The sequence below is a fragment of the Chitinophaga filiformis genome, from assembly GCF_900102545.1.
In the GTDB taxonomy this organism is placed as follows: domain Bacteria; phylum Bacteroidota; class Bacteroidia; order Chitinophagales; family Chitinophagaceae; genus Chitinophaga; species Chitinophaga filiformis.
In genome coordinates this window covers 327,967-340,448 of record NZ_FNBN01000009.1, presented here as the reverse complement: position 1 = coordinate 340,448, position 12,482 = coordinate 327,967, and the positions used below count along the sequence as shown (strand labels likewise).

Genomic DNA, 12,482 nt, shown 5'->3' with positions numbered 1-12,482 from the left:
ATCGGAGAACCGGATTAAAATTTAACTTCTATTACCTTGCTCATTTCTGCTTTCACATCGCCCTTCATCACTGCGGTAATTTTATATTTATAGATATTCCCGAGGAATATTTCGTTATCCACCCATTGTGGTTTACTACCATCGACAGTGGCGTACAGAATAAAAGGATTATCGTTCTTTGCACGATAGATGCGGTATTGTTTTATTTCCGGCTGATTGTACTGCCAGCTTAACTCGATCTGTTTCTTTTCCGGATTCACTATTCCTTTAAGACCTTTCACTGAAGGGCGTTTACCTGTTTCAAACCAGATATCGCCACTTATTTCCTTTGCATGATTGCCGGCATCGTCATATACTTCCAGCTCATAGTAATAAGTGTTGCCCATTACTAATGCAGTGTCAGTATAGCTTTCACGTTTGGATGTGGTATCCCATGCGGCCACTTGTCTGCGACTGCTATCTTTTGTATTGATGCTGTACAATGCATACTTTACTACATCATGGCTGGAACTGTTGACCCATTCCAATACAATAGCACGCAGACTGTCAGACCTGTACGCTTTTGTGATGAGAGGCCGGGAAGGCGCTATGGTATCAGGTCTTCTTAACATCACGTATGGTGAATATTCTGAAGGGTTAAAGTTCTTGTCTACTGCTATCACTTTATAAAACACATGAGATGTGAGTGTGTGCAGGGTAATGGTATCAGTGAAATCCGGACGTTCCAGTATCTCGCGGGTTACTTCCACAAATTCCTCTTTAGTACTGTTAGCCCTGAATACCCTGTATCCACGCAGGTCTTTCTCGGTGTTAGCCATCCATTTTAAAGTGACGATACCCAGAGAATCCACTTTACCGGCCAGTCCAACCGGAACAGCAGGCGGCGTACTGTCTATCAGCTGCGCAAAGTAGGGAAATGAATAAATGGCTTTCCCACTCTTTGTGATCCCTTTTATACGATAGTAATTGGAGACCAGCGGCTTTTCGTCTGTGTATGTGGTGGCCGGCGACTTCAGTGTTACCAGCGGCAGGAATGGCCCTTTGGTGGTTTCTGCACGGGTGATGATCAGCTTATCCAGCTGACGGGATAATTTGCCAGGTAGAGACCATTGCAGTGTGATCTTCCTGTTATCCACCACAATCATGGTATCCATGGTGGGCCTGTCTGATACAGCTGGCACTCCCATACCTTCTACTGTTGTTGAATAAGGACCATATTCTCCGAAGGGAGTAATACCGCGTACACGGTAAGTATATTTGTTATCATTGTCAGGCAGGGAATCCTGGTAGTAGGAGAACCCGTTCTTATCAGGCGAAGTAGGCAGGATAGGCAGCTCTGATACAGGCTTAAAGTTTTTACCATCTGAAGCACGTTCCACCATATAAGCGCTATACATGGCGCGGTTAAATGTGGTCAGCCAGCCCAGGGTAGCGGAACTATCAGCACAGACAATTGCCAGCTCCAGCGGTCTTGCCAGCACAACAGGCTGATCGAGGGAAGCTACTACAAATGCGGTATCGATCACCAGGTTCTGTGGTTGCTGTGCAGGTGCAATACGGTATACATAACGCTCTCCTTTCTTTACGTCTGCATCTTCCAGGTACAAACCTGCACTCTGTGCTGCGGCCACTGACAAGTCGCAGTTCAGCAATGCCATACCCATCCGCCAGTCATTGGTATTCTGACTTTCTATGTAAGCGCCAATCCCCTGTTCAGGCGTCACCTTTTTAGCACCTTCTCCATAGATCAGTTCTGCAATCATGGCAATGCGGTCATCCTTCTCTGCAAGGGCTTCCATGCGCTGCAGGGTGTATGGTTTTAATGGCTGAGGTGTCAGCATAACGGGTTTAGGTTGATTAACCAATACACCATTCACTGCCACGGTGAAACGCTCCACTGTATAACCATATTTGTTACCGATCTCCCAGGCTATATAGCTGGCGGGCGACCAGCGCAGGCGTACCTTCCCATTTTTAGGATCGGCCACGCCCACTATTTTATGTTGATTATCCTGTCCGTAGGAAATACCTGTGCCGCAACATAACAACGTCACTGAAGTCAAAAGGGTTAAGAGAATACGACGCATGTAGTTTATAATTTATAGTAGATATTCTTTGTAACTGTTGATGTGATCCGGTTTGTACCTGGTAAACGATACTGCAGATCTACAGGATAATAAATATTGCCCTGCAGATCCGGGAAGGTGTTCAGCATCAGGTTGCCTGCAGGCGTAGATGCATTACCGATGGTGTACAGTCTGCCGGCTTTCGCAGACAGATCCATATAATCCTCATGCGCTACGTAAGGCACGTAGTACATGAAACGACATGCTCCGGGCCTTACAGGCGCTACACCATCAGTCACGTTATTGCTTTCCAGCTGGTAATAGTTATTATCGTTGTTGTACATGCGTACGGCTTCCAATGGCGGCAGACCTCCGGTTGCAGATGCATCGCGGGCAAGTGTCATAGATGGTGCAAACGGATAACCGTTGTACAGCAATGGCATGATCTTATTCTGCAGCCACTCATTGTTCATACCAGCTTTCAGCAGTATGAGCGGTTTTGTAGAGAAGGTTGCATCACCACTGATATCGAACTTGTCAAATGTTTCTGCCGTATTGAAGCGGGTACCAATGACTGTTACATAACCGGTGGCGATATCGAAGAGATCCTGTGAGCCGGTCACATTATTCATCTTCTCAGTAAATGTGCTGTATTTGCTGGTACGGAAGTTATACGCAATCACCTCTTTATCTGCTTCAGAGTTAGCGTTACCTTTCAGCGCTGTTTGTGTGATGGTAGTGCTATCGCCGTCATCTCCCACTGTGGTCTTTGCTTTCTTAGTGACGTTATCAGCAGCGTTTTCCAGCGACAGGGAAGAACGGACAATATTAAAGGTGTAGATCATTTCCTTTGACAGGTCCGCAGGAACATCAAAGTTCACCTGTGCGGCTGCTTCATCATAAGATACGTTCGTTGCAGCAACCTGTTTCTGTGCAGATGTGAAGGCAGCTTTTATGCTGTAGCTCTCACCTTTTTCATCTGTTTTCTGGAACAGTTTAGGCTGACCATATTTCAGTTTGAGATAACCTTTATTGTATTCACCCGGGAAGAAATTGTACTGATTTCTTACAGGATAAGCATACACTACGTTCTCCCAGCTGATGGTCTTAGGTTCTTCACCGGTTGTGAAGGTGCTGGATTTTGTTTCGTAGTCAATGTTTTTGCCATCGCTCTTTAATGCTTCCCAGCTGGCGCCATTCTGTTTCTCAAAATGAACTTTGGCGCCTGCAGTCAGCCGGGTTAATCCCGGCAGGATATCACGCTGATTGAGCGTTGCTGACATACCATCGGGGTTAACAACGATATTACCAGTGATTGGTGTCTTATCATTCATCAGTGTTACCCCATCCAGCTTCACACGGTAAGTAGCTACCTGGTCGTACTCGTTCATCATTGAGAAGGGCTTTTCTATTGCAAGGTTGAATGCTACCTGCGGAGAAGAGAATACACTAACGTCATTACCCTGATCATCAGGCTTGATGTCGCTGATTACCTCTACGTCTATTTCTTTTGCACCTACTATCTCACACTGAGAACCCAGTTCTACCTTAATGCTGGCTTTTCCTTTCACCAGACCGCCCAGTATAGAATATTTCACACCCGCCATACCTCTGAACCAGGAAGGATTAGGCAATTTAGCCTGCACCAGTATGGCTGCGGATAGTTTAGCGATGTCAAATGACTTCTTCTTTCCAAATACTTTTACACGAATACCGACATTTCCTTTCAGGTAAGCATATGCCTGTCCGGATGCATACCATCCGTTGAAACCTATAATACTGTTGCTACCCTTACATCTTGCCTCTCCGTAGTTACGCAGCAGGATGTCGGCGCCTGCACCTATGGCAAATTCACCATACACACCATAATCAAATGAGAAGCCCGCTTTGAAGTGTGCGCCAAAACCAAACCCTTTACCGGTACTCATGGTGTTTTCCATGGCCATGAAATCGGTATTGATACCATCAAACACTTCGCTTACTTCTGTGGGCACCGGCGGCATATCCTCCACTTTTGAACCCATCATAAAGTAGCTGCTCACTTCCGCTATTCCAACAATGGAAAGTGCATTCATCTGTGATGGACGTCCTATGTAGAGATACCAGTCATCCTTGCCTACGTGTAATACAGATTCGCCCACCAGTCCGCGGTCGTGGGCGCCTTTTACTACTCCGGCGATGTTCACATAAGTCTTTATACTTGCATCGAATGAACTGTTGACATTATCAAAGCGCATCTTAAACTGCACCCACACCGGTGCGGATTCATCCTCTTTTGCGTCGTTCTTACTCTTCGCTTTCACTACCTCATGCATTACATAACCGGCGCCATCAAATTGTGCATAACGGAACCCACCATTTGTCCCAAACTGTACTTCAAGCGCTACGTTGGCATTGATCACCACATCTGTTGACAACGCCATTGTCACACCTCCCATGAAACCCATACCGGCATCTTTCGATGGTACGTACTGGAAGATCTCGTTCACGTCTTTTAAACCACCTTTTTCATCAATAGCGTTCCTCGAATCATAAGGATCAAAATCTGAAGGACGTTCCATATGATAAGACATACCACCCATCATACCAGTGATCTGCAGCATAGGTGGTATCGGTACCCTGACACCTATATATGCATCTACGTGCCAGTAACGGAAGTCATCTTTGGATCCGAAATAAGCAGTTGCGGTTGCTTTAGGAACAGGTCCCGGCAGAGAGAAATCAAGCTTTCCTCTGAAGCCATTTCCGTATACAGGATGATTATCAAACAGCGTGATGATACCATGCATCTGGAAGGCCATTACCTTCACGTCCAGATCGATATCGCTGATGGTGACCTTATCCAGCTTCCAGCGTGTGTCTACTTTTTCAACAGGCTGGTTATCGACCATTACGGTCTGTTTGATCTCCTCCTGTGCTGCGGTGATGGTAAATGAAGTGCTACCGCTGAAGCCTTTGTCGCCTGAGCCCATAAAGTTCAGCATCACAGTAGCGCCTACGGCTACTTTTCCTTCGGAAATACCTAAACTCAGTTCGTCGAATGCGATGGGGAATCCACTCATCTTCGCATCACCGGCTGTGGCTATTTCGAATGTGCCGCTATGCACATACGGTTTCTGTGTTGAAAGGACCAGGTCTTCGAAAGAGATGTCTTTGATATTCAGTACACTCTTATTGAGCTCTACCTTACCCGTCAGTGTTGCTTTCGGAATGAAGTCCTTGGGCGTCTTGGTCACTTCTATACGACAGTCCTTATTCAGGGTAATTTTGCCGGCAAAGAAGGAGTATGTTTTATCCTTTGTAGTAGCCAGTGCGAAGGAATAGTAGGTATCACTTCCGCGCATACTGACTGCAGCGTCGTAAGCCAGCGGATCATCACCCAGGAAGCCTATTCTCATTTCTCCCCCCAGGGAGCCTCCGTTCAGTTTATTCTTACTGAAACTCAGTCCTACTTTGTCTATTGATAAGGGCCAGCCACCTGCACTGGCGTCTCCCAATTTTACAATATTCTCTGCGGCAACGCTACCGCTCACCCCCTGGTCGTCTATAATGAAGTTGGATACCGTCACCTTAGGCCGTCCTTTTCCGGAAGCCACCTGCTCCGGTAACCCTACTTCCAGTTCCTGGAGGTAGAATCCACGCCACAATAAGGGGCTTGAAGGATCTTCCAGCATATCGTTAGTAACGTTTAACCCGGACGGATTGGCCAGGTCACTCATATCGATGACAGCATGCTTTACTTTAAAGTTGAAGTCTTTCAGGCCTTTGATGCGAAATGCAGGAATATTGATATCAGCCATGATATTGCTGAGATCTTTTGCTGCATTTATCGCCAGGGCTGCCTGTACGGTTTCTTTACCCGGATCATCGGGTTCGATCCAACCTTTGTCAAACTCGAACACACCGCTCAGGTTAGCCGATTTGAAGCCATTACAGTCCCATTCGACATAATTGGTACCATCGCCGGGGAAGTTGACCTCTATATGTTCATTGAAGTTGATCTTCTGATCATTCAGCAACATCAGTTTGGTAGAGTTACCCACTCCTATACCTCCGGGCGTAAAAGTGATATCCTTTCCACCGAAGATCAGCTCGCGGGTGGTGCCGGGGAAGGTAAAACGGAAATAGGCGCTCAGATAGGCTCCCTGAGGCGTCATACGAATACTGTCAATGGCAATCACGTAGACCTTGCCGTTTATTTCACGGACAAGTCCCACGGGTAAGGTACCCAGCGATTCGTCGGTCAGGAAATTGATAAACTTGTTCTTTTCCTTGATTTTGTTGAACACGCTAATGGCATGATCTACAAGGCTTTCTTTGGCCGTATCCTGAGAAAGAGCGGCGGCGGAATTGGTGGCGTTAGCGTGAACGGGCCACAGGAAGAACATTAACAGTGTAAATACTGCCAGTCGTAGGACGGGTACAGGGTGGTGCTTCATCGGTCAACGGGTAGGGAGTCCCTTAATATTAACAATAAAACAAATGTAATTATTTATTGTCCATATTAGATTTTTTTATTTAATGTTAAGCGGATTTAATATGAGGATTAGGAGAAGGGTTGATTTTCAGTGACGTAAGAAATTGTCATTTTGAATTTTTCTGGAATTGTGTCATTTTTTGGTGTTGAGGGGAAGTAATTGCCGACGAGGTAGACGACGTATATACGAGACATACACGACGTATACACGACGCATCTACGGGACGACGGGGGACATCTATTCCGGGGGGACGCACGGTTCGGGGGTTATACGATCGTTTCCCGGGGTGAAACCATTCCAGGGTTATGCACGGTTTCGGGGTTACACACGGTTTGGGGTTTCCCCGGGGTTGTCACCCCGCGCAACAAACACTGAGCCCCCTACCGGGGTCTATTGAAGCTTCAGACACGCTTTATACCAGACGTATACCAGACGCATACCAGACGTATGGGTGGACTTAATAGCAGGCATCCTACCGGAGCATTTAACCGGAACATGCTTGCCACCCCGGTAAAATGCCTGCATTCACTATGCCATGGACTCGTTGACCATGGTATTAATTTTCTGTTGTGATTTGCGTAGGTGGCGGTTAGCCATACGGCGGGCATTATCTGCTGCAGATCCTGCCTTCTCCATGAGGCCTTTCATACCTCCATTTTTCCGGGTCATATATAAGATCACTCCAGCTGCTGCTGCGCCGACAATAGAAGCGGCTATCATTGCTTTTTTCATAACTCGTTCATTTTGGTATGCTTTGGTTAATACAAGAGTTATACCAATTGGCGTCAGATTTTATATTTTTGCCGGCACAATAAAACCAAACATGCCCGAAACCACACCTGTTTACAGTATCCCGTTGAAATACCGGAAAATGGAAAATCTGCATATCGTTTTCTGGCTGCTGAAAGACATTGGCTGGTGCCTGATCTGGAAGCCACTGGGCATTGCGATGATCTTCCCTACGCTGATAGTCGCTATTATTATCGCTTACCGCACACGGCAATTCATGTCGGAGTTATGCCACAACCTGGCGATCGCCGTATGGATCACGGCTAACTCTTACTGGATGATCAGTGAGTTCCTGCATTTTGACGCGGAGATCATTACCGGATGGATCACTTATAAGCATCTGGCATTGATCCCATTCCTAACGGGTGTGCTGATCCTGGGATATTACTATGTCTGGTATAAACCAAGGCATCCGGAAGAGGAAGAAACGATGTGATCACATCAATAGTCCCACCATACATGCTGTAACCAGTCGTCCGTTCCCCCCATCCTGTCCAGCGCTTCCTGGTAATGCACCGTGTTGCTGAATGCCTCTGTGGAAGGATAGAATAAACGCCTGGGGGGAATACCGTCTGTCTGCGATTCATTGCCCATATCAGTAATGGGCGCCAATACCGGATAGCCACTGCGGCGCTGGTTGGCATATGCCTCAAACCCGTTAGGGAAGAGTGCCACCCATTTCTGCATATTGATCTGTTCAATCTCCCTGCCGGGCGTCAGCCTGTGCGCGCGGACGAATGCCGTTGCCGTATCATCAGGGATATATCCTATTTCTGCGTACAGTTTCAGCTGGTCCATGGCGGCACGGATCCCAATCTGATACCAGTTATTGGCATCATCAGGTATCCATCCCCTGGCGGCTGCCTCTGCCTGCAGGAAGGCCACCTCCGCGTATCCCATGTGCAGGAATGGTGCATCCAGCTGATAGAAAGGCTGGTTCAGCACACAATATTTATCCGCAGCAGCTATTACTACTCCTTCCGGGCTGACATACTCTTCCTGGTCATCCCAATAGTACATCCCCGGTTTCATGGACAGGTAATTGGTAATGGTGGTAATATCCTTCCCCCCTGCATCTTTATTGACAAAGAAAGTGGGCAAACGAGGGTCTTTCTCTGCTTTGAGGTATTCTACGAATGTACTGCATCCCCTGACCCACTGGCGTACATTATCTTCCAGCAATGCCTGTGCATAGCCGTTGCCCCGCAGATCGGGATAGGCATAGTTGTCGTGCAGCATCCGGAAATTGTCATCCGCACTTTGCATCACGCCAGCTGCCAATGCCGCCCTTACCTGCTCTCTTGCAGTAATAGCATTCACTTTTGTGAGTCGCATAGCCAATCGGAGTCTCAGTGAACCTGCCAGACGTTTCCATTTATCCAGATCACCGTTATACACAATGTCGTTCGCTATGCCTTCTCTCGAAGGATTGAATTGCGCCGTAGCTTCCGCCAGTTCTTTAAAGAAGTTGGTATAGATATCTGATTGTTTATCGTACTCAGGAGTGTAGATCTTGTTGTAATAAGCCAGACCTGCCTGTGAATAAGGAATGTCGCCGTAGGTATCTGTCAGCAGGGAAAACACGTACACCCGCAGGATACGGGCTGCCGCCAGGTAATTGACGAGGGCTGAATCGCTCTTATGATTTTCCAGCAGGTCTACCAGTTGCTTTAAGCTCTTGCCATACAGGTTTTCCCACATGCAGTTGTTATAAAACTCATCCCGGATATACTTGCCTCCTCTGCTCATATCTTCTGCTCCTGTCAGGTATTGTACCATGGGCTGAAATATGTAGAGATCAGGATATCCCATCTCACGGCCGCCGTCCATGAAATAAGCGGCGGCTGTCAATTGCTCGCCGGGAGGAATACTATCTTTTGTCTTCGGATCTGTATTGATCTTTTCAAAACCAGCAGTACAGGAAGACAGTAATAAAATCATCAGTATGTTCCATCTGTATCTTTTCATGGGCATCACTTAAAACTTGACGAACAGTTTAAGACCATAAGACTTTCGTGTTGGCAGGGAACCATATTCCAGTCCCTGTGCAGTAGTGTTGTTGTAACTTGATTCAGGATCTATGTTGGGCACCGCTTTGTAAAACGTAAATGGATTGCGTGCGATCAGAGAAATAGTGGCTTCACGGAATGTTCTGCTGAAAGCATGTAAGGGCAGGTCATAATCAAGATGCAGTTCCCTGAGCTTTACAAAAGTAGCATCGTATATGAATGCCTCGGGGATGCTCTCTGCCAGCCTTTTCCAGTAGGACTGCGGATTCACATACGCTGTCACTTCATTGCCCGTGGCCGCGGCTATGCCTTTGATGGGCAATCCGCCAGTCGGGGTCCATTGCTCGGGTGTCTTTCCTGCGCTGATCCTTTCCTGTTCGGAACGCGCCCAGCCTTCCCGTCCTTCCAACGTTCCTTTCTGGTTCCCGTTTGAATAGGCCAGCAGGTTGGTCATAGAAAAGATGTTGCCGCCGTATTTGATGTCGACGAGCACTGTCAGCGCCAGTCGTTTGTATGCGAAGCGGTTGGTGATACTGCCTGTCCATGCATATTGGTTACTACCCAGGCGACTGTCTGTTGTAGTAGATTTCGGCAGATTATTCCCGTCCAATACCAGACGTCCTTTGAAGTCACGCAGAAAATGCCTGCCGGTCAGCATACCATACTCCGCATCTTTCTTCGCCACTACAGACACATTTCCCCAGCGCGCTACTGCCACCGGGTAATAGGGCGACATCAGCGAGTTAAGCGATTGTATCCTGTTCATGTTACGGGCAAAGATCAAACCGGCATCCCAACTAAAATGCTGATGCATCACCGGTGTTCCTCCCAATGCTAATTCAACTCCTTCGTTACGGATATTGCCGGAGTTGATCACAGCACTGGTATATCCGCTGGTAGTGGAAACGGGCGCATTCAACACCTGGTCTTTCGTCCTGGAATGATACCAGGTAGCGTCCAGGTGTAAACGGTTATTGAAGAAAGCCAGCTCGGCGCCTGCTTCATAAGCATAGTTGACTCCCGGACGGAGGTCTGCGAAGGGCACATTATCTACCGCCACACCGCCAATAGAATATCCTTTTATAAGAGGGATATCAGGATTGTAGCCGTAGGTAAGTCGCAACAAATAAGGTTGTACAGCGTCTGTGCCTGTTTGCGCTACAGATAAACGGAGCTTGCCGGAAGACAGCACCTGTTTATTCCTGATCAGCTCTGTAAACTGAAAAGCAGCGGAAGCAGATGGATAGAAATAAGCGTTATGATCGCGTGGTAATGTAGACGACCAGTCTTTACGGCCCGTCAGCGACAGGAATAATAGTCGCCGGTAATCAATATCCAGGGAGGCATATACCGCGTTGATCCTTTTCCGGAGGATCATTTCATAGCGCATACGGGTGCCAAAATTATCGATGTTTCTATCACCGCGGATATTCATTTCACGACCGGTAGTATTGCGGATCGTTTCTTTGTAGTCCATGCGGGTGGTACCCACGTTCATGGTGAACCGGAATCTATTCAGCTGGCGGGTATATGTGAGCAGCAAGTCACTGTTTATTTCCCACAATCTCCTGTCTTTAAGGAACATCGCCCCGAGCGGATTCACCGGCGTGGAATAGTTCATCAGCTCATTAAAGAAAAATGCGGAGTAGTCTGCGCCGGAACGTATCTGTACAGAGAAGCCGGAACAGAGTTTATATTTCAGGCGGATAAAACCATTGAAGCGGTCCTGGTCACTATTGTTAGGTTGCTCATAGATCGCCCAGTAAGGATTGACCTGGTAGGTGTTATTGTTCCAGTTGATGTAATTGCCTGTTACAGGGTCCTTGTAGTTTTTCAGCCAGTTGAGGTCAATATTCGGAGCAATGCCACTCAGTACATAGCCTACGTTATTAGGATTGTCGGACAATGCAGGCCGGTTAAGTACTTCCTCATCCAGCCAGGCCAGTCGGGTATCCAGCTCCAGTTTCCGTGTGAGCCGGGTGGTGACCCTGGCAGAGAAGTGATGTCTTTGTAATCTGCTGGTAGGTACTATATCGTTGTTAAGTGTGTTGGTATAAGATGCCCGCAGCTGTGTTTTTTTAGTCCCAGTAGACAGGGCCAGGGTATTGACAAGGGTAAAACCTTCCCGGAAGAACTTTGTAACCGGGTTCCGGGCTTTCACATAAGGCACCTTCATTCCATTCCAGAGCCATACCATGCTGTCGGCATCCATTTTTGGCCCCCAGCTGTATTGTGCATCCCAACGGGCTTCGGCGGCATTTGCAGGTAGCAGGCCTTCGCGGCCGCTGCCATAGGTGTCCTGGAAATCATAGCGACTGTTGGATTTCTCTAATACCGCATTCGACATAAACTCCATTTCCAGCCCTTTACGGACACCTTTCTTCGTCGTGATCAATATGACTCCGTTTGCAGCGCGGCTGCCGTATAAGGCCGCGGAAGCCCCTCCTTTGAGTACAGAGAGCGTCTCGACATCATCCGGGTTGATGATGACAGTGCCATCTCCCAGGTCGTAACCACCATATTTTTCGGCCTGACCGGGGGAGGTATTATTCACCGGGATACCATCTATGACGAGCAGCGGCTGATTATTTCCGCCCAGCAAACGCATTCCCCGGAGGGTTAGTTTTACGGATCCTGCCGCTCCGCTATTCACCGGACTGATATCGAGTCCGGCGATCTTTCCGCTGAGGGCATTCATAGGATGTATGTCCCTTGCACTGGTCAGCTCCTTCCCTTTTATTTCTGCGTGTGCATATCCCAGGGAGTATTGTTCCCTGCTGATGCCGAGGGCTGTTACCACCACAGGATTCATCTGCATGATACGGGTGGGCGCGAGTGTATCTGAAGAGTGAGCGACCACTTTCTTAAACCGGATAATGATCTGATGGCCGATGGTGCGGATCTCGTATTGAGCAGGAGGAAAAACACTTTCCAACGCGTCCTTTATGGAGATCTGTGTTTCATGCATGGTAACGGGTGTACGACCGTTGATGATCTCATTGGGGTAAGCGAAGGATACACCGGTCTGTTCGCCGATCCATTTGAGAAAAACGGCGACAGGCATCCTCTTCACCCGGATATCCAGGCGCTGCTGCAGTAGTGGAGGCTGTTGTGCGGTACCGGTCAGAACTGCACACAAT

The 12,482-nt window shown here is 47.8% G+C and carries 6 protein-coding genes; 1 reads left to right on the top strand and 5 read right to left on the bottom strand.

Annotated features, from left to right (window positions below; all coding sequences use genetic code 11):
• Positions 1–14: 14 nt before the first annotated feature.
• From BLR32_RS28690 to BLR32_RS28680, 3 genes are all read right to left on the bottom strand, one after another.
• Positions 15–2,087: a fibronectin type III domain-containing protein gene (locus BLR32_RS28690; RefSeq protein WP_143011624.1), complete on the bottom strand. Its 2,073-nt coding sequence runs from the start codon at positions 2,085–2,087 to the stop codon at positions 15–17.
• 5 nt (positions 2,088–2,092) lie between these two features.
• On the bottom strand, positions 2,093–6,505 hold the full coding sequence (locus tag BLR32_RS28685) for a hypothetical protein (protein ID WP_143011623.1): 4,413 nt from the start codon (positions 6,503–6,505) through the stop codon (positions 2,093–2,095).
• Between the two features lie 567 nt (positions 6,506–7,072).
• On the bottom strand, positions 7,073–7,276 hold the full coding sequence (locus tag BLR32_RS28680) for a hypothetical protein (RefSeq protein ID WP_089837162.1): 204 nt from the start codon (positions 7,274–7,276) through the stop codon (positions 7,073–7,075).
• 91 nt (positions 7,277–7,367) lie between these two features.
• Between BLR32_RS28680 and BLR32_RS28675 the strand changes: the two genes are divergently transcribed.
• Positions 7,368–7,769 carry a hypothetical protein gene (locus BLR32_RS28675; RefSeq protein ID WP_245705543.1) on the top strand — a complete coding sequence of 134 codons (402 nt, stop codon included), beginning with the start codon at positions 7,368–7,370 and terminating at the stop codon, positions 7,767–7,769.
• Positions 7,770–7,774: 5 nt separating this feature from the next.
• On the opposite strand, the gene BLR32_RS28670 is transcribed toward BLR32_RS28675, so the two are convergent.
• Both BLR32_RS28670 and BLR32_RS28665 read right to left on the bottom strand, forming a co-directional pair.
• Positions 7,775–9,301, bottom strand: coding sequence for a SusD/RagB family nutrient-binding outer membrane lipoprotein (locus BLR32_RS28670; RefSeq protein ID WP_176842462.1), 1,527 nt, complete (start codon positions 9,299–9,301; stop codon positions 7,775–7,777).
• Positions 9,302–9,310: 9 nt separating this feature from the next.
• Positions 9,311–12,481 carry a SusC/RagA family TonB-linked outer membrane protein gene (locus tag BLR32_RS28665; protein WP_176842461.1) on the bottom strand — a complete coding sequence of 1,057 codons (3,171 nt, stop codon included), beginning with the start codon at positions 12,479–12,481 and terminating at the stop codon, positions 9,311–9,313.
• Position 12,482 lies beyond the last annotated feature (1 nt).

What these genes read in the sequence shown, in the direction of transcription:
- BLR32_RS28685 (WP_143011623.1), bottom strand. Translation starts at nt 6,505, where the DNA reads ATGAAGCACCACCCTGTACCCGTCCTACGACTGGCAGTATTTACACTG.
- BLR32_RS28670 (WP_176842462.1), bottom strand. Translation starts at nt 9,301, where the DNA reads ATGAAAAGATACAGATGGAACATACTGATGATTTTATTACTGTCTTCC.
- BLR32_RS28675 (WP_245705543.1), top strand. Translation starts at nt 7,368, where the DNA reads ATGCCCGAAACCACACCTGTTTACAGTATCCCGTTGAAATACCGGAAA.
- BLR32_RS28680 (WP_089837162.1), bottom strand. Translation starts at nt 7,276, where the DNA reads ATGAAAAAAGCAATGATAGCCGCTTCTATTGTCGGCGCAGCAGCAGCT.
- BLR32_RS28690 (WP_143011624.1), bottom strand. Translation starts at nt 2,087, where the DNA reads ATGCGTCGTATTCTCTTAACCCTTTTGACTTCAGTGACGTTGTTATGT.